Source organism: Caminibacter pacificus (assembly GCF_003752135.1).
Taxonomy (GTDB): Bacteria; Campylobacterota; Campylobacteria; order Campylobacterales; family Nautiliaceae; genus Caminibacter; species Caminibacter pacificus.
This window is the reverse complement of the sequence record NZ_RJVK01000001.1, coordinates 1-18409: the sequence shown is the minus strand read 5'-3', so window position 1 is coordinate 18409 and position 18409 is coordinate 1. Positions and strand designations below refer to the sequence as shown.

At 35.0% G+C, this 18409-nt stretch carries 22 protein-coding genes; 8 read left to right on the top strand and 14 right to left on the bottom strand.

Translation table 11 applies throughout. The features are described from left to right. Positions 1–4 precede the first annotated feature (4 nt). From EDC58_RS10370 to EDC58_RS00100, 3 genes are read right to left on the bottom strand one after another with little or no spacing between them, the layout of a single operon-like run. Entirely contained in the window at positions 5–883 is an 879-nt protein-coding gene (locus EDC58_RS10370) for a peptidylprolyl isomerase (RefSeq protein WP_123351467.1), read from the bottom strand. Between the two features lie 53 nt (positions 884–936). Next, positions 937–1653 carry a YebC/PmpR family DNA-binding transcriptional regulator gene (locus tag EDC58_RS00105; protein ID WP_123351466.1) on the bottom strand — a complete coding sequence of 239 codons (717 nt, stop codon included), beginning with the start codon at positions 1651–1653 and terminating at the stop codon, positions 937–939. Positions 1654–1707: 54 nt separating this feature from the next. Beyond that, positions 1708–2892: a hypothetical protein gene (locus EDC58_RS00100; protein ID WP_123351465.1), complete on the bottom strand. Its 1185-nt coding sequence runs from the start codon at positions 2890–2892 to the stop codon at positions 1708–1710. 41 nt (positions 2893–2933) lie between these two features. Here EDC58_RS00100 and nth point away from each other — a divergent pair, with 41 nt between their 5' ends. Continuing rightward, entirely contained in the window at positions 2934–3578 is a 645-nt protein-coding gene (gene nth, locus EDC58_RS00095) for an endonuclease III (protein ID WP_123351464.1), read from the top strand. On the opposite strand, the gene EDC58_RS00090 is transcribed toward nth, so the two are convergent. The 10 genes from EDC58_RS00090 to rpoD are packed head-to-tail and all read right to left on the bottom strand — an operon-like array spanning position 3579 to position 11651. Continuing rightward, the gene (locus EDC58_RS00090) at positions 3579–4256 is read right to left on the bottom strand and encodes an SAM-dependent methyltransferase (RefSeq protein ID WP_123351463.1); all 678 of its coding nucleotides are present in this window, start codon (positions 4254–4256) and stop codon (positions 3579–3581) included. It lies immediately after the preceding gene. Continuing rightward, positions 4246–4857, bottom strand: a complete 612-nt coding sequence (gene hisG, locus EDC58_RS00085) for an ATP phosphoribosyltransferase (RefSeq protein ID WP_123351462.1) — start codon at positions 4855–4857, stop codon at positions 4246–4248. The genes EDC58_RS00090 and hisG overlap by 11 nt, the downstream gene beginning before the upstream one ends. Next, the gene (locus EDC58_RS00080) at positions 4854–5462 is read right to left on the bottom strand and encodes a type III pantothenate kinase (protein WP_235823164.1); all 609 of its coding nucleotides are present in this window, start codon (positions 5460–5462) and stop codon (positions 4854–4856) included. The genes hisG and EDC58_RS00080 overlap by 4 nt, the downstream gene beginning before the upstream one ends. Continuing rightward, on the bottom strand, positions 5462–5761 hold the full coding sequence (locus EDC58_RS00075; protein ID WP_123351460.1) for a hypothetical protein: 300 nt from the start codon (positions 5759–5761) through the stop codon (positions 5462–5464). The genes EDC58_RS00080 and EDC58_RS00075 overlap by 1 nt, the downstream gene beginning before the upstream one ends. Next, on the bottom strand, positions 5758–6588 hold the full coding sequence (locus EDC58_RS00070) for a tyrosine-type recombinase/integrase (protein WP_123351459.1): 831 nt from the start codon (positions 6586–6588) through the stop codon (positions 5758–5760). Before EDC58_RS00070 ends, EDC58_RS00075 begins: the two co-directional genes overlap by 4 nt. Then, positions 6581–7582: a hypothetical protein gene (locus EDC58_RS00065; protein ID WP_123351458.1), complete on the bottom strand. Its 1002-nt coding sequence runs from the start codon at positions 7580–7582 to the stop codon at positions 6581–6583. The genes EDC58_RS00070 and EDC58_RS00065 overlap by 8 nt, the downstream gene beginning before the upstream one ends. Further along, positions 7579–8127 (bottom strand): tetratricopeptide repeat protein, encoded by a 549-nt coding sequence (locus EDC58_RS00060; RefSeq protein WP_123351457.1) that lies wholly within the window; start codon positions 8125–8127, stop codon positions 7579–7581. The genes EDC58_RS00065 and EDC58_RS00060 overlap by 4 nt, the downstream gene beginning before the upstream one ends. Next, positions 8124–9023, bottom strand: coding sequence for a tetraacyldisaccharide 4'-kinase (locus EDC58_RS00055; RefSeq protein ID WP_123352142.1), 900 nt, complete (start codon positions 9021–9023; stop codon positions 8124–8126). Before EDC58_RS00055 ends, EDC58_RS00060 begins: the two co-directional genes overlap by 4 nt. Positions 9024–9042: 19 nt before the next feature. Continuing rightward, a complete protein-coding gene (locus tag EDC58_RS00050) occupies positions 9043–9834 on the bottom strand; it encodes an NAD+ synthase (RefSeq protein WP_123351456.1) in 792 nt (263 codons plus the stop codon). A gap of 2 nt (positions 9835–9836) precedes the next feature. Continuing rightward, complete coding sequence (rpoD, locus tag EDC58_RS00045) at positions 9837–11651, bottom strand: RNA polymerase sigma factor RpoD (protein WP_123351455.1); 1815 nt, start codon at positions 11649–11651, stop codon at positions 9837–9839. 131 nt (positions 11652–11782) lie between these two features. Here rpoD and EDC58_RS00040 point away from each other — a divergent pair, with 131 nt between their 5' ends. After that, positions 11783–12571 carry a flagellar hook-basal body protein gene (locus tag EDC58_RS00040; protein ID WP_123351454.1) on the top strand — a complete coding sequence of 263 codons (789 nt, stop codon included), beginning with the start codon at positions 11783–11785 and terminating at the stop codon, positions 12569–12571. A 109-nt stretch (positions 12572–12680) separates the two neighbouring features. Next, entirely contained in the window at positions 12681–13469 is a 789-nt protein-coding gene (flgG, locus tag EDC58_RS00035) for a flagellar basal-body rod protein FlgG (RefSeq protein WP_123351453.1), read from the top strand. Positions 13470–13730: 261 nt separating this feature from the next. Here the strand turns inward: flgG and EDC58_RS00030 are convergent, their stop codons facing one another. After that, positions 13731–14675, bottom strand: coding sequence for an EI24 domain-containing protein (locus EDC58_RS00030; RefSeq protein ID WP_123351452.1), 945 nt, complete (start codon positions 14673–14675; stop codon positions 13731–13733). 81 nt (positions 14676–14756) lie between these two features. On the opposite strand from EDC58_RS00030, the gene leuD reads away from it, so the two are divergent. The 5 genes from leuD to EDC58_RS00005 are packed head-to-tail and all read left to right on the top strand — an operon-like array spanning position 14757 to position 17843. Beyond that, positions 14757–15266 carry a 3-isopropylmalate dehydratase small subunit gene (gene leuD / locus EDC58_RS00025; RefSeq protein ID WP_123351451.1) on the top strand — a complete coding sequence of 170 codons (510 nt, stop codon included), beginning with the start codon at positions 14757–14759 and terminating at the stop codon, positions 15264–15266. Next, on the top strand, positions 15253–16317 hold the full coding sequence (gene leuB / locus EDC58_RS00020; RefSeq protein ID WP_123351450.1) for a 3-isopropylmalate dehydrogenase: 1065 nt from the start codon (positions 15253–15255) through the stop codon (positions 16315–16317). Before leuD ends, leuB begins: the two co-directional genes overlap by 14 nt. Further along, positions 16304–16543 (top strand): tetratricopeptide repeat protein, encoded by a 240-nt coding sequence (locus tag EDC58_RS00015; RefSeq protein ID WP_123351449.1) that lies wholly within the window; start codon positions 16304–16306, stop codon positions 16541–16543. Before leuB ends, EDC58_RS00015 begins: the two co-directional genes overlap by 14 nt. Further along, the gene (locus EDC58_RS00010) at positions 16543–16788 is read left to right on the top strand and encodes a CiaD-like domain-containing protein (RefSeq protein WP_123351448.1); all 246 of its coding nucleotides are present in this window, start codon (positions 16543–16545) and stop codon (positions 16786–16788) included. Before EDC58_RS00015 ends, EDC58_RS00010 begins: the two co-directional genes overlap by 1 nt. Before the next feature lie 8 nt (positions 16789–16796). Beyond that, positions 16797–17843, top strand: coding sequence for a tRNA nucleotidyltransferase/poly(A) polymerase-related protein (locus tag EDC58_RS00005; RefSeq protein ID WP_123351447.1), 1047 nt, complete (start codon positions 16797–16799; stop codon positions 17841–17843). Positions 17844–18409 lie beyond the last annotated feature (566 nt).

Genomic DNA, 18409 nt, shown 5'->3' with positions numbered 1-18409 from the left:
CTCCTTATGATTTTGGAATCGTATATTTAACTTTGCTTGAATCTTTGATTTTTTGAAGCTCGTCTTTAAGTTTAACTCTTTTTAGGTATTCTATAATTTGCATTTTAACTTGTTCGTACGGTAAGTAATTGTTGTCTTTTTTATCTTCAACCAAAATTACATGGTATCCGAATCTCGTTTTTACAGGTTTTAGTGTCATTTGTCCAGGTTTTAGCTCTTCACAAGCTTTTGCGAATGCAGGTACCATTTGCTTAGGATCGAAATATCCAAGCTCTCCGCCTTGAACTTTACTCGGTCCGATAGAATATTTTTTAGCAAGTTCAGCAAATTTATCTTCTAAAGCTTTCCCGTGAAGACCTTTTAATTCGTTAATAATTTTTTCAGCCGTTTTTTCATCTTTTACTACGATATGTCTCGCTTTGATTTTTGGTGTAGTTTTGAAATAGATGTCTTTATTTTTTTCATAAAACGCTCTTGCTTCTTTATCGCTGATTTTAATTGTTTGAAGTTGATTTTTCAGCCACATATCAACCGCAAGTTTTTTAGCTGCTGCTTGATATTGAGGTGTTTTTGTGATGTCTTTTGCTTTTGAGTTGTAAATTTCAAGCATTTCAACATATTGTTGAACGAATTGTTTAACGTGTTGAGCAGGTAAGTCTTGAAGTCTGATTCTGTTATCTCCCGTAATACCTTGAAGATAAGCGTTTACGTCTTTTACGGTAATTTTTTTACCGTTTAGTTCGGCTAAAACAGTACTGTCTTTAAGTCCAGGCAGAGGTTTTCCTGTCAGTGCGGCGTTGCCTTTCATAGCTCCGCCCATCATACCTGGAAACGCAAAAAGCGCTCCGGCAGCTATCATACTTCCTAAAATTATTTTTTTCATTTTATCTCCTTGTTTTTTTTAATTGTATATACTCAGTATAAATCGTATGTTAATTATGCCATATTATGGATAACATTTTGCACGTCGTCGATATCTTCCAAAACTTCTATAAGTCTTTCTACTTTTTCAGCGGTTTCGTCATCAACTTCGCTTAAGTTTGTTGCGGTTAATTGAACGTTACTCTCAAGAATTTCGATTCCCTCAATCGAGTTTACGGCTTCAAGTACTGCATTGAAATCCTCAGGTGCCGTCTCTATTACCAAAACTTCATCCATTTCTTTAATATCATCGGCACCCGCTTCAATAGCTTTTTCCATAATCTCTTCGTCTTTATAACTTCTATTTACAACGATAATACCTTTTTTCTCGAACATCCAAGCAACGCTTCCGCTGGTACCCAAACTTCCGCCGGCTTTTTTAAACGCGTGTCTGATTTCGGCTACGGTTCTGTTTTTGTTATCCGTCAAACACTCAACCATAATAGCAACACCGCCCGGACCGTATCCTTCGTATGTTACTTCGCTAAGTACCACGCCTTCAAGATTTCCGGTAGCTTTATCGATAGCTCTTTGGATATTACTCATAGGCATAGAATCGGCTTTTGCTCTTTCTATCGCAAGTCTTAAAGCCGGGTTGTTATCAGGGTTTCCTCCGCCTTGTCTTGCTGCGGTCATAATAGCACGAACGTGTTTAGTGAAAATTTTTGATTTTTTAGCGTCCTCTTTTGCTTTTATATGTTTTACTTTAGACCACTTATTATGTCCAGCCATAAGTCTCCTTTTGTGAAAATATTCGTTATTATATCATTTTGAGCCTCAAAAACGCTACTTACAATATTTTCTTTTAAATTCCTCCGGAGAGTTAAAAACCTGATTTTTATAAATATAAAATACTTTTTTTATTTTTTTATCGTTTTCAATTTTAACCTCTTTGGCTTTTTTCAAAAAATATCTTGTATTTTTGCATATAACTACAACAGGTAAAGAGGCTGTTTTATTCTGAGATTTATAAATATACGTACCAAAAAAAATGATAGGCAATACTAAAAGCGGATAAAATATTTTTTTATTAAAAGAAAATCCGAAGCTTTCTATCTTTTCTTCGAATTTCTTAAATTTGATTCCGAAAAGCACCAACATCAATCCGAAAAACGATACGATATAGACAAAAGAAAAACTATCTTTAAATTTATAACTCAAATGTCCTAAATACAAAATAACACCCAAAGTTCCGAAAACCAAAAATACTTTTCTTTTTAATTTAATTCCCACAACCAATAAAATCAAATTGATTAAAAAATAGATAAATTTCGAAAACTCACTACTATCATAACTCAAACTAAGCCCCGTCCAAAACATCACGACACCGAAAATATACAACCAAAAAGAGTAATCTTTATATTTTTTTTCTATAAAGTACGCTGCAATAATCGTATAAAATCCGAAAACTATCGAAACCGCTCTTCTCTCATCCCATGTTATTTTCCCAAAAAATAAATCTACAATATCCATAGACATAAACCAAAGACTAAAAGCTATAGGTAAAACTAAAATGGAAAGTTTTAATTTTTTTAGCATCAAAAATGAAGCGATAATAGTGGATATCTCCAAAATCAAATATCTCATATCGATATATTTGTAATAATGAGGGTAATTTTTAACTTCCCAAAATCCAAAGTACGCCATAAGAGCATATACGAATACCGGTACCAACCCTACGATATAAAGCCCCAAAACTCCTTTTGCGATATTATCATCCACCTTTTCGAGTACATAATAAAAAACACTGCTGAAAATCAAAACAGAAATCAAAACGTTCAAATACCCGTGAGACAAAAACCCGAGCGTTATGAAAAAAGTAACGCTACCAAGAGCGATTAAACCTCCGAAATATATCAATAAATTCGATATTTTAAAAGGAGAGTTTTGAGTTATCAATTCATTCAATTTTAGAGCCTGAGACTCATTTATAATACCTTTTTGAACCGCTTGTTTTAAATATTTTTTCACTTAAAACCTTTTTGTTAAAATTATACAAAAAAAGGCGGTTTATGGTATTAAGAAAACCTGAAGAGTTGGAAGAGATAAAAAAACGTTTTTTAGAACACTACAAAGGCAGTAAAACGGAGCTTAATTACAAAAACGACTATGAACTTTTAGTAGCCATAATCCTTAGCGCACAATGTACGGACAAACGCGTAAATATGGTAACTCCGGCGTTATTTAAAAAATATCCCGATATCGAAAGCCTCTCATGTGCCGATGTAGAAGATGTAAAAGAACTTATTAAATCGTGCAACTTTTTTAATAACAAAGCAAAAAATTTAGTCGCAATGGCAAAAATGGTAAAAGAAAAACACGGCGGAAAAATTCCAAGAGAGCACAAAGATTTAATAAAACTTCCCGGAGTCGGAAACAAAACCGCAAACGTATTTTTAATAGAGCTTGAAGGCGCAAACAGAATGGCGGTGGATACCCATGTTTTTAGAGTGGTACATCGTTTAGGAATTACCGATGCAAAAACAGTCGAAGAGACCGAAAAAGACCTTATAGAAGCTTTCAAAACGGACCTCAACGAACTTCATCAAGGATTCGTACTTTTCGGACGCTATATCTGTACGGCAAAAAATCCGAAATGCGAAAAATGTTTCGTACCTGAATTTTGCATAAGCAAAGACAATTTCAAACCGAGATAATCATTTTTTAAAAATTAAAATAAGCTTTTCCGCTTCTTCGCTTCCGTATAAAGAAATAGGAATAATCTCTTCAAGTTTTAAAGACGTAAGTTTTTCAATCTCTTCGATAGAGTGATAATATTGAATAATGCTTTTTTGTTTTTTTTCATAACAGTTTTCATCTTTTTTAGTAAAAAGAGTAATCTCGGTAACTAACTTATCATCTTCAAATTCACTATAAAGCACCGAAAATCTATCTTTATCTTCGGCTTTTAAGGTACCTATCGCCAAATCTTCCATTGCATATTTGGTGTTGATATCGAAAATATAATATTTATCTATTACCTTTTCCACGCAAGAAAAAAACTTCTTAAGCTCGTTTTTATCCATATAATTCACCACATCGAAAATCGATACGGCCGCTTCGTATTTTTTCGTAACTTCACAAACGTCAAGAGCTTTGCAATCACACCCTTTTTCATTCGCTTTTTTTACCTGCTCTTTGCTTAAATCGACACCTTCTATTAAAAACCCCTCGTTTTTGGCCCAAATACAAAAATCTCCGCTTCCGCATCCTACATCAAGAACGCTTTTCACATCAAGTCTTTTCAAAATTTCTATAAATTCGCCCCAAAGCATATGGGCCGCTTCTTTATCTAAAAAAAGCTCCTCGATTTGAGCGTATAAATCAAGCGCCATTAACTTCCTTTATTTTTTCGATTAAACTTAAAATCTCTTTTTTCCTGGTTAAAAATGAATTTTTATTTGCAATTATTCTTGCTGATGAGTGCATAATAACCTCTTTTTCCTCAAGTCCGTTTTCTCTAAGAGTAGACCCCGTCTCCACTATATCTACGATAACGTCGCTAAGCCCTACAAGCGGTGCGAGCTCTATCGAGCCGTTTAGCTTTATAACTTCAGCGGGAATTCCTTGCTTACTAAAATAATCTTTTGCGATATTCGCAAGTTTACTCGCCACTACTATTTCGCTTTTGTTTTTATAACTATCATCGCCTTTTATCCCACCGACACTCACTCTACATTTTCCAAGCCCCAAATCCATAAGCTCGAGCACGTCGCTTCTAAGCTCCGTAATTACGTCGTATCCCACCACACCGATATCGGCGGCTTGTTTTTCGACATACGTAGCCACATCCCAATTTCTAACGTTTAAAAAAGTAAATCCCGCTTTTTTCAAAATAAGTTTTCTACTCTCAAACTCAAAATCTTCATTAAATATTTTCTTAAAAATAGCCAAAACATCCTCGGCAATTCTTCCTTTTGGTAATGCAATCGTCATTTTTTTCCTTCTCTTAGGTCTTCTTTTATCGTTTTTAGCATTCCTCTAAACACCAAATCTTTTACATATACTCCGTCAATATACCTACTTAAAAATTTTCCGTCTCCGCCTGTCAAATAGACTTTTTTATCTTTTTTTAGGCTGTTAATCATCAGCACAACTGCGCCGATACCGCCGAAAGTTACGGCTTCTTGTGTGTTTTGAGGAAGTTTTTTTAAATTCAACTCCCCAAATTCGATATCAAGTTTTGGTGAAATTGTAGCATAAGCTTTTTTGATAGAAGAAATTCCGGGCATTATCACTCCGCCCAAATGCACTTTGTTTTGCATTATATCTATCGTAACGGCACTGCCTGCATCCACCACAAGCCCGTCATCCACCGCTTTACAAGCCATAATCCTATCTATTCCGAGCCCTATGTAAGAAGTGTCGAAATTAACGACATTTTTGAGGTTTAAAGCACTCGGGTTTAGCTTTAAAAACTCTTTTTCTTTGTTTTCGTTAACACTTATATAAAAAACGTCTTCTCCAAAAGCGATAGGATTTTTAATATCGTATATTTTTCCTTCTTCCCAAATATGAATATTCGTATTCCCTATATCCACTAAAACCAAAGAATCCTCCAATCTTTCAGTTTCTCTTTCGCTTTAGAGCAAATCGGAGAATTGAGTATCAAAATTTTCTTTTTATATCTGAAATTTATTTGAGGCATTATCTCTTCAAGCGTATGAATATCTTTTGTTAAAAATCTGCTCTTTTTTTCAAAAACCACGATAAAACAATATTCGTTTTTTATATTCACACCCAAAAAGGCTTTTATTTTTTTTCTTGTGTTTAGTTTTATCTCTTCTAATTTTTTACAGATTATCCCCTCTTTTCTTAAGAGCTCGACCAACTCTTTCATTCCAAATCTTCTAACGGATGATATTTTAAAACGGTATCTTTTAGGTTTTCTTTTTGAATATGAGTATATATTTGAGTAGTGTTTAAAGAGGCGTGTCCCAAAAGCTCTTGAACGACTCTCAAATCCGCTCCTCCCAAAACAAGTGCCGTTGCAAACGAATGTCTTAATACGTGAGGGGAGACGTTTAGGTATTTTTTTGTTATTTTAAAAGCACTGATTCTGCTGAGTTTGTCGCAGTTTTTATTTACAAATAGCCACTCGCTCATACACGGTCTTTTGTGCAGATACTCTTCAATCGCTTTTAATGCAACATCGGCAATCGGCACGACTCTTTGTTTTTCACCTTTTGCCATAGTCACTTTTACCCATCCGTCTTCAATATCGCTGATTTTTACATTAAGTGCTTCGCTGATTCTCAGACCCGTTGCATACAAAAAGAGTATCAAAGCCTTATCTCTTAATTCAAACCAACTATTTTCCTGATAATTAATCCAATCGACAGCTTTTAAAATTTCATCTTTTGTTAAAAATTTAGGAAGAGATTTTGGAATTTTCGCTTGTTTGATTTTTAGTTTTTCATCGACCATATTTCTTTTATAAGCAAAGTCGAAAAAGGAGTTTATGGAGCTTAATTTTCTATTTAGGGAGCGTTTGTTTTCTATTTGAGACAAAAACCTAATAACATCGCTCGTATCGGCTTGAATGATTGGTTTTCCGATAAATTCCTCAAACTGAATCAAATCTCTCTTATAAGCTTCATACGTATTTTTGCTAACACCTTTATTTACCAAAAGGTATTCCAAAAACGCTTCAAGATATCTACTCAATAAAATACACCTTATCGTCGTTGTAGATTTTACATCCTTTGAGTCTCAAAGGCGAATTCGTATCGAAATTATTACCCGTATAAACCGTTACGTTCAAATCAGGAGTAATTTTTAAAAGATACCCTCTTTTCGTTACGGTATAAATATCTCCTTTGCAAATCGTAGGAGCGAAATAATCGGCGAATTTCAAATTAATTTCTTTTTCTTTTTTTAGGTTGCTATTTAGTTTGACTATCTTTCCGTTTACCAAGAATAGATACAAATACTTGCCGTCAGTTACGATGTGTTTGATATCGGCTTTATAGTCTATTAAAAAGTTCGGATTAAAGAGCACCAATTTGCTCGGTGTCGCCATAAACAGCTGATTGTTTACGATTTTTAGAAAAATGATATTATTATTTACGGCACCTTCGCTAATTGCCAAAGTATTTAAGTATTTGTGAGCTCTTAGGTCATAAATTCCCACATTTCCGTTTAGAAGCGGGAAAAGTACCAAATCTTGATAAAAAAGCGGAGATTCACCAAGATACTTCACACTCAAAACCTCGTCGCTCGGTTGATAAAAAATAAGACCTTTATTTAAATTATAAACACCCATTGCGTTATTTTCAAATACTATTGCGATGTTATCTCCGTTTTTCGTAGCATTTAAAATCAAATATGGAAGAATAATGACTTTTTTCTCTTTTATAAGTAAAAGTTTATAACCGTTTGCCGCCAAATCATCGTTTATAAGCTTGAATTTTCCAAGCTTCAGTCCGTCTTTGGTATAGTATTCGTATTCTCCCCAAGCGCCGTCGTCAATAAAGGATTTTGGTTTTTTATACACCAAATCAAGCTCTCTGAAAGTTAATGTTTTTTTAGTGTAGTCATACAGCTCTTTTGCTTGGGTTTGTTGTTGTAATTTTTTGGTTTGAGTGTTTTTAGGGATAAAAACGTCTTTGGTGCTACACCCCAAAAAAAGAAGTGCCGGGATTATTAAAAATTTTCTCATTTTGCAATCCCGTAGTGGATTAAATAAGTTGCGATTTCTTTATATTTTGAAGTAACATCGATTTGATTTGCAAGTTCAAGAGCTTTTTTTCTGTTTCCTTTTTGCAAATAAAGTCTTATAAGCGCCACTCTTACGGGATTTTTTAAGATTTTGTATTTCGGATTGTTAAGATATGATTCAAGAGCTTCGATAGTACCTTTATGCATTGCGATTTCATACGCTTTTATCTCTTCAAGAGATTTTGTTTTTATTTTTTCATAATCACCTTTTTGAAGCAGATATAAATCGTAAAGTTTTCTGTCGCTTTTTAAAACTTCCAAAGCTTTTTTATCGTTAGGATTTTGCATAAGTGCGCTTAGTGCGTTATTAGCTTCGATTGCGGTTTTTGTTTGAATGTAATTATAAATACTAAGTCCCAACAAAATTGCCGCTGTTAATACGAGTGTTGCGATTATCGGTTTTTTATATTTTTTTATGAACTTTTCAAGCTGAAAAACTTTTACCAATAATTCTTCATCTTGTTTTAACTCTTCTTTAATACTCATATATCGCCTTTTTGTTGTAATTTTATCAAATAATTTTCGATTTTTTCCAAAACTTCTTTTTTAAGCTCTATTTGCAAGTCGATTACTTGTAGGTTTAGAGGAAATTTTTTAAGTTTTACGTAATCTTTGAAGGTTGTGACTATCTTTTTATCTTTGAATTCTTTTATATCTTCAAATTCATATTCGTAATGATCCGGAAAAAATTTATAAGGCATTTTGCAATATTTTAGCAGTCTTTTCGGTTTTGAAATGGCTGATATTAAAATATCCCCTTTAGGACAATCGATTTTTCTCTTAAAATCCCTACCCTCTTCCAAAACCATATCGGCAAACCTAAGAGCAAGTCGTGGATATCTATACCCTCCGGCTGGCAAAGTAAAAGGATTTTTTATTTTCGTATCTATTACGATATTGAGCTTTTCAAAAGGTTTATCAAATCCGTCATCCAAAATAACAAACCCGCAACCAAGCTCTTTTGCCTTTAAAACTCCCTCTTTTCTATTTTCACTGACAATCACCGATGCTTTTGTCTTTAATGCTATCTCCATAGCCTCATCGCCGCTAACCTCGACATCCTCCAATATCTCGCCCTCACGACTTATCACATAAAGTCCTCTGCTTTTTCTGCCGTATCCTCTTAACACTACCGCCGGTTTATATTTTTCGAAATGCTTAGCTATTGCGATACTTAAAGGAGTCTTACCGCTACCGCCGATTATTATATTCCCTATAGAAACTATAGGAATGCCTAAATTTTCGAATTTTTTAGGAAATTTAAAATGAGCTATCGTCATATAAATAAAAGAAAAAGGTAAAAGAGCGATAATCAGCGGCCAATGATACCATTTAGGATAAAAAAGCATCTCCTCAAAAAAATTATAAATTCTGTTTTTCATTTGCATTTTTCATTTCAATTTAAAGCCTAATATCTCTTTCGTACAAAAAGTCGTGACCTACCGTTCTGCTTTTTAATTTTGCGATTATAGGCGGTTTTCTTTTGAATTGGTTTTGATAAACTTTTTTAATAACGAATTCGACCAAATCTTTATCGTACTTTTTCAAAAGCTCTTCTTTTGTAGCTCTATTGTCTACGAAATCCTCAAGCACCGGGTCTATTTGGCTGTATGCGTACCCGAGCTCTTTTTCATCGCTTTGTCCCTGCCACAAATCGGCACTCGGAGGTTTGTTGATTATACTATCCGGCACTCCGAGATACTCGGCAAATTCGAAAATTTCGGTTTTATACAAATCGCCTATCGGATTTAAAGCACTTGCCAAATCCCCAAAAAGCGTTCCGTATCCGAGCATAAGTTCGCTTTTGTTGCTCGTACCGATTACAAGAGCTCCAAGCTCGGCACTCTTATCATAAAGAATAGCCATTCTCATACGAGCCGAAAAATTTCCGAATCTAACTTTATCATCAATTGGGTAAGCTTCCAAAAGAGGAGCTATGGAGATTATTTCGTAATCGATATCGAATTTTTCACAAAGCTCTTTTGCATCCTCAATGCTTGATTTGCTCGAATATTGACTCGGAAGCATAAAAGCCTTGAAATTTTCACCAAGAGCTTTTTTAGCCAAAACGGCCACAACGGCCGAATCGATACCCCCACTTAAGCCGCAAATCCCTTTTTTCAGTCCCGTTTTAGTAATCTCTTCTTTAATGAAGCGAATCAAAAACGCTTCGATAAGCTCCCACTTTTTCAAAATCACCCCTCAAGATAGTTTTTAAGAAGTTTTCCGATATTCGGATGTCTGAGTTTTTTAATAGCGCTGCTTTCGATTTGTCTCACTCTCTCACGCGTTACATTTAGAGCTTTTCCAATCTCTTCAAGCGTTCTTTCGCTCTTATCAGGCATAAGACCGAATCTCATTTTGATTACCGCTTTTTCTCTTTCGTTTAGATTTTCGAGTATCTCTTCGATATGTTTTCTCAAATCTTCTTGAACCACTTCTTCATAAGGGTTACTAAAGCTTTTATCTTCGATAAAATCTCCGAATTTTCCATCTTCTTCTTCACCAACAGGCGCTTCAAGAGAAATCGGCTCTTTTGAGATTTTTAGAATCTGTTTTACTTTTTCTATAGGCATTTTCATCTCTTTTGCGATAACTTCCAGAGTCGGCTCTTTTCCTTCTTCTTGGACGTGTTTTCTGATAATTTTATTGATTTGATTGATGTTTTCAATCATATGAATAGGAATTCTAACCGTTCTTGCTTGGTCTGCAATTGCTCTACTTATCGCTTGTCTAATCCACCAAGTCGCGTAAGTTGAAAATTTGTATCCTTTTTCGAATTCGAACTTGTCAATCGCTTTCATAAGCCCGATATTTCCTTCTTGAATCAAATCAAGAAACGGAAGTCCTCTATTGGTATATTTTTTCGCGATACTAACGACAAGTCTTAAGTTTGCGCGCGCCATTTTCTCTTTTGCTTCGGTTACGATTTTTTTACCGCGTTTTAGTTGTTCTAAAATCACTTCAAGCTTTTTAGGGTCCATTCCGAACATATTTTCGCTGGCTTTTTTAGCTTCGACAAGTTTTTTGATATCCATATAAATATTCACCATAGTATGCTCAGGTACCATTGCCGCGATATCTTCTTTGCTAAGCTCAGTGATTTTGCTTAAAATCTCTTTATGAAGTTTTCTTAACTGCTCGTTAAATAGCGGCAGTCTGTATTCTTTTTTCTTAAGTTCTTTTTCGAAATCCTTATCACCTTTTAGAGCCGTTTCTACGGTTTTTACGATTTCGTTGATAAGTTTTGAAGTATATCCGAGCTCATTTAGTGCGTCTTTTACTTTTTTCTTTTTAAATGTCAGTTGTAAAATTTTATGAAGTCTCTCATCTTCGGGCATTGAAGTGTCTTTTAGTACTCTATCGTACTCGTCGATAACTTTTTCCCACTCTTTTTTGGCTTTTTCAAGATTTTTGAAAAGCTCGTTAATTCTTTTTTCTCTAAGAGAGATTTTTTTCGCTCTTTTGCCTTCTTTGCTTGATTCGTCTTCGACTTCCTCTTCATCTACGAAGTTTTTAAACAACTCTTTTACTCTTCTTTCTCTGTTTAACAAAGGTTCTTTGTAATTTAGTACAAGGTCTATCAAAAACGGAATTGAAGTGATAGCATCAAGAATAATCTCTTCTCCAAGCTGAATTCTTCTGAAAATCTCAATCTCTTCGTCTTTATCAAGAAGCGGAATATGACCCATTTCTCTTAAATACATCCTAACGGGACTATCCGAGCGGCTCCACTCGAGAAGTTCTTTGTCTTTTAAAATATCCTCGGCAAGCTCTTCTCTTTTTCTTTCTCTCTCTTCTTCGTTTTTTACTACGTCTTCTAAGTTTTTAAGTTTCGCCACCTCAGCGGCGGTCATAAGTCTTACGTTGTTCTCTTTTGCAAGTTCTAAAATCTCTTTTACATCTTTTTTAGTAGGGGCTTTTTCGAAAAAATTAACAATAGTTTCATAAGTAACGATACCGTTTTTGTTATCTTTGAATAGTTTAACAAGCTCTTTTGGAAGTGCCATTAAATCTCCTTGTGTAGTTTGGGTGAAGAAGTTAAAAATTTAAAAATTTCTAAATTCTTAACCCGAAACGTAATTATACAATATTTTTTGGGAACGCAATTTGCTTTATTCTACAAAAAAAAGGTTAATTAATGATTAACGGATACTATGACGTAACCGGTGCAATGGTAACCCAATTCAACAGATTAAACGTAATTTCAAACAACTTAGCCAACGTAAATACGCCCGGCTTCAAACAAGACGATATTATTATCGGCGATTTCGAAAGGCTCTTTAGCGAAAAAAGAAGCGAACTTCCTCTTGAAAACAATACAAAAGAAGCCGCAAAATGGATAAACCACAACCTCAATAAAGTACCTCAAATCGTGGAGGAATATACGAACTTTTCACTCGGCGATATGCAAAGAACCTCAAATCCTCTTGATATCGCACTAAAAAGAAAAAATCTCTTTTTCATAATTTCGGCCCAAGACGGCGAAAGAATCACAAGAGCCGGGAATTTCGAACTTGACGACAAAGGATATTTGGTAACAAAAGAAGGGTTTAAAGTCCTAAACACCAAAAACGAACCGATAAAAATCCCTCTTAATGCAAAAAATCTAGTAATCGACAGCGACGCAAACGTTTACGTAAACAATCAAAAAATAGCAACGTTAAAAATCGTAAGCATAGACAACCCTAAAACTTTAAAAAAAGTCGGTGATAAAATGTGGGAATTCGTACCCGGTAGCGAAAGCATAAATACGAAAAACTCAACTCTTCAAGGTTTTTTAGAAAAATCAAACGTAAACCCTATTCGTGAAATGACGGATTTGATAGAAACAAACAGGCTTGTAGAAAGATATCAAAAAGCCATGACAACATTTATGGACGACTTGCAAAAAGACGCTATTGAGAAACTCGGGAGCGTTAGGGCGTAATGGGAGAAAAGTGGTGAAATAGTGAAATTGTGAGTTTGTGAAACTTATATGTTAGTTAAAAAACGGAACGAAATTTGCTACGAATTAAAAATCCTATAAAGGAATGAAAATGGTCAGAAGTCTTTATACGGCAGCCACAGGTATGATGGCTCAACAAATGCAAATAGATGTCGTCTCGAATAACATCTCAAACGTAAATACGATAGGTTATAAAAAACAAAGAGCGGAATTTGCTGATTTGTTTTATCAGACTATGGAATACGCCGGTACGGCGACATCTACAACAACTATTTCACCTACGGGTATTAATGTCGGGCTTGGAGTTAGACCTACCGCCGTTACTAAAATTTTTACTCAAGGAAACCTAAAACAAACGAATAACAATCTCGATTTGGCAATACAAGGCGACGGATTTTTTCAAGTACAATTACCCGACGGCCGTATAGCTTATACGAGAGACGGAGCTTTTAAGCTTGATGCCGACGGCAACGTAGTAACAAGCGACGGATATAAATTAATCCCAGAAATCACTCTACCTCCGACAACCGTACAAGTTTCTATAGGAACCGACGGAACGGTAAGTATTCTTGAAGCCGGACAAACACAAATGCAACAAATCGGTCAAATCCAACTTGCAAAATTCATTAACCCCGCAGGTTTGCACTCTCTTGGTAGCAATCTCTATATCAATACTTCAGCTTCAGGTGACCCGATAGTTGCGACACCGGGTACCGACGGAATAGGAGAAGTAAGACAAGGCTTTCTTGAAATGAGCAACGTACAGCTTGTAGAAGAGATGACGGACTTGATTACCGGTCAAAGAGCATATGACGCGGCAAGTAAAGCTATTATGACAAGTGATGAAATGCTTCAAACTGTTAATAATTTGAAGAGGTAGTTAGGGAATAGTGAAATAGTGAGTTTGTGAAATTGAAGATTTGATTAAATGTAAAATTAAGTAGCCCGAGACGATTGCGAATTTCAATGAAAAAAAAGCGTTAAAAAAAGCACGTAAGCTTGAAAAGGTCCGGGCTTTTTAGCTTTTTTGTAATGGTCGAAATTTGCTCTCTTGTTGAGGGTGGTTAATCTTTGGATGAATATGTTGAGATAGTGAATTTGTAAGTTTGTGAAATTAGTAATAACGAAAAAAAGAAGAAAGTTAGTTTTCTTCTTTTACGCTTATATTTTTATTCGCAAGTTTTAGCTCCATAACACAATGGAAAAACATAATCACGGCAAAAAACGGAGCGAAAAAGTTAATAATAGGCAACAGATTAAAAAGCGCCGCCAAAAACGCTACAAAAGAAGTTTTAAAACTTTGAGAGCTTAATTTTTCAAACTCATCTTTTGAGCAGTATTCGTTGCAAACGAAATACAAAAACGAATCCCTATAAAGTTTAGTCCACAAAAACAACTGAACGCCTACATTTATCACCGGAATGAAAAATAGAGGAAATAGCACCGCAAAAAGAGCGATAAATATCAAAATATCTTTTAAAATCGCTCTTTTATACTTAAATTTATCCTCGACATTTATCTCAAGCTCCGGATATTCAAGCTCTCTTATCGCTTCCAAAAACGGCTTTGAAAAAATAAAAATCACAAAAAACAGACTTAAAATAAAAAAGTTATAAAAAATATAAACCGCAACAATAGCACTAACACCTTTTGAAACCGTATCGAAAGGCAGAATAGTAAGAAGTCTTTTTACTTCCTCAAAAACATAATCCCAATTTTTAATCAAAAGTACCGCATAAAGAAGCGAAAAAAAGCCTATCGTAATTATCGAATAGAGATAATAACCTCTCTCTTTTAACTTATTAAGAAAAATAGGCGAAAAAATCGCCGTCACAACCGCAAAAGAGACAAGAACCAAAATAAACCAAACGAAAAACAGAATAAAAAACGCTCCGTTTAATTTCAAAACGCTAAAAGGCACCCATGAGATTAAAAAAGAACTAACCGAAATAATCTGGTCCCAAAACGCATACAAAAAACCGAAAATCAACAAAAAAAGCGGCAACGCGCTAATAAGCACCACTTTCAAAACGTCAACATTAAACAAATCCCTAAAAGATTTCACAAAACAGCTACTGATTTTCATATCCTCTCCTTTTGTGCTATTATATAACAAGTTTATTTTTAAAACCAAATTTGATAAAATTCAAACCAAAAAAGGAAATTTATGAACGTTATTACAGGAAGAGTGTGGAAATTCGGCGATAATATCGATACGGATTTGATCATCCCCGCAAGATATCTTAATACATCCGACCCTCACGAACTCGCAAAACACGTTATGGAAGACGCTGACCCTGAGTTTCCTAAAAAAGTAAGACCGGGAGATATTATAGTCGCAGGTAAAAACTTCGGTAGCGGAAGTAGTAGAGAACACGCTCCTATCGCTCTAAAAGCGGCCGGAGTTGCTGCGGTAATCGCAAAGAGTTTTGCAAGAATTTTTTATAGAAACAGCTTCAATATGGGACTTCCTATTTTCGAACTTCTTGAAGCGGACGAAATTAACGAAGGAGATTTGGTAAAAATCGACCTTGATAAAGGTATCGTTCATAATATCGATACCGGAAAAGAGTACAAATTCGCTCCTATTCCTCCGTTTATGCAAGAGCTGATTGCAGCCGGCGGACTTATTAACTACGCAAAAGAGATTTTAAAGGAAAACAATGAAAAATTATAAAATCGCGGTACTAAAAGGGGACGGAATCGGTCCCGAAATCGTAGATGAAGCTATAAAAGTTCTTGACGCGGTTGCAAGCAAAGAAGGGTTTAATTTAGAGTATAACGAATATCTTATCGGCGGAAGCGCAATCGACGTATTCGACAACCCGTGTCCGGACGAAACTATAAAAGGTTGTCTAAATTCCGACGCCGTACTTTTCGGAGCAATCGGAGGTCCTAAATGGGACAACGTAGAAAAACAAAAAAGACCTGAAAGCGGTCTTTTGAAACTTAGAAAATCATTAGGACTTTTTGCAAATATAAGACCTGCGATAATTTTTGACGAACTCGTAAACGCTTCAACACTAAAACCGGAAGTAATAAAAGGCGTTGATTTAACGGTAGTAAGAGAACTCACAGGCGGTATTTATTTCGGAGAGCCGAGATACAAAGACGACAACAAAGCTTACAATACTATGATTTATACAAGAGACGAAATTGAGAGAATCGCAAAAGTCGCTTTTGAAGAAGCTATGAGAAGAAACAAAAAAGTAACTTCTGTAGATAAAGCAAACGTACTTGAAGTAAGCGAGCTTTGGAGAGAAGTTGTAGAAGAAGTTGCAAAAAACTATCCTGAAGTAGAACTTGAACATATGTACGTAGATAACGCCGCAATGCAGCTTGTAAGAAACCCGAAACAATTCGACGTTATCCTAACGGGTAATATTTTCGGTGATATTTTAAGCGATGAAGCGAGTATGATTGTAGGAAGTATCGGTCTTCTTCCGAGTGCGAGTATCGGAGGAAAAGTCGGACTTTTCGAACCTATTCACGGAAGTGCTCCGGATATAGCGGGACAAGGTATAGCAAACCCTATCGCTACTATTTTAAGTGCTGCTATGATGCTTGATTATTTAGGTGAAAAAGCCGCGGGTGATAAAATCAGAGACGCAATAAAACAAGTACTTGCAAAAGGCTACAGAACAAAAGACCTTGCAAGTTTCGACGCAAAAGAAGTGGTAACGACAACAGAAATGGGAAGCTTGATAGCAGAACATGCCGCTAACTAAAACATACGCAAAAATACTCGAATCCCAGGGCTTTAAAAGTGAAGCCCTGGATATTTACCGCAAGCTGTTAAAAAAATACCCTGAAGATAAAGAGTTAATCGAGGCAATCAAAAGACTCGAAAAAAGAAGAAAATTTAAAGGGGTGAACGTTTTGAAACTCAAAGAATTCGAAAATATCAATCAAAAAAACCGCTATGATTTTGAAAAATGGCTAAGTGAGTTATAATGGATATCAAAGAAACAATACTCGAAACACTCCAAGAAATAGAAGAAGAGGAAATCTTCGAACATATCGAAGAAGAAAAACAAGAGTGCGACAAAGAATTTTTAAAACACCTAAGAGAAAGACTTCTCGTACTTTTTGACGGACTCCAATCTCCGAACACTCAAAATTTAGATGTCAAACTTGACGTAACTTTAAACTTTCTTGAATACCTGCTTGCAAGGCTTGAAGAAAAAATTAACGAATAAGGCAAAAATTGCAAAAAGATATCGAATTTCTAAAAAAATTTTTTGCACCTTATTCTAAAAGAGTCTATTTCGTCGGGGGTTGCGTAAGAGACGAAATTTTAGGCATTACACCAAAAGAGTACGATATAGAAGTATATGACATAGACCCTGAAAAATTCGATTCGTTAATGGCAAAACTTGGCGCTAAAGGGGTTGGCAAAAGCTTTTTTGTGTATAAATGGAAAAATTTCGACATCGCCTTGCCCCGAGTTGAAACGAAAGTGGCAAAAGGCCACAGGGGCTTTGAGGTATCACTCACACAGGACGAAAAAACGGCTTCAAAAAGACGCGATTTTACAATGAACGCTTTAATGAAAAATATCTTCACGGGTGAAATACTCGATTTTTGGGGAGGTATTAAAGATATTCAAAGCAAAATCATCCGACATATCGACGATAATACTTTTGTTGAAGACTCTCTTAGAGTACTTAGAGCTATGCAGTTTGCAAGCAGACTAAAATTCAAAGTAGCCCCCGAAACTATAAAACTTTGCCAAAGCATAGACTTAAGCGATTTGAGCCGTGAGAGAATTTATATGGAATTTGAAAAAATGTTTAAAAGCAAGTATCTTTATTACGGGTTTTATTATTTTATAGTTCTTGGAATAGCAAAAAAACTTCTGAATTTAGAATTTAGCAAAAAAGAGTTTTTTCACCTCGCAAAACTTTATAAAAACAATCCTCTTGAGAGCTTTTTTTTATATCACCTCATCTACTACAAACACCTAAACCACGAAAAAGTAATCTCGGCCTTAAACCTTCCCAACAGATTAAAAAAAGAAATCAAAATAAAAAAATGCCCTAAAACAGTTACCAATAGATTCCTTTTCGCACTTGCGCTAAAATACCCTCTAAAAACATTCAGCATACTTAATCTAAACTGCTGCGAGGAGTGGATAAAAGCCCACAACCTTTGGGATAAAAAATACCGCCCAAAAAACATAGACCCCAAAAATCCAAGACAATCTATCCTTAATGAAATAAAATCTATTCCTCTAAAAAAAGTTTCTCCTTAACTCACAAAAATAAATTAAATCTTTCATCAACTAAGCCAATCATTTCCAATGACGGGAGAAATTCTTGAAAATACAAAACTGTTTTTTTAGTTTCAATGTAATTACTAATCAAAATAGAAAACAAAAAAACATCAATGGTAAATCACAAATCTCAATTTAGCTCCTACCAAAGAAAGTAGAAAATATAAACAAATATAGAAAAATCCTGGCAGAAGAACTTGGTTTCCCGTCTCCAATTAACCTTCTACCCAAGAAGGTAGAAAATCTGCGGGGATTGTTACAGCTGTTTATATGGCAGTAGTCCTGGTAGCGTCTCCAATTAACCCTCTACCCAAGAAAGTAGAAAATCTTATTTTACTATGGCAATGATGCTATCTATAACTTTTAGTGTCTCCAATTAACCTTCTACCCAAGAAGGTAGAAAATGAGGAAAGTTATATCTTCAAGGTGCTTCTTTGGTAAAGGAAGGTCTCCAATTAACCTTCTACCCAAGAAGGTAGAAAATTCTTGATAATTCTATAACGATAAACCTGTCTATATTTTATTTAGTCTCCAATTAACCTTCT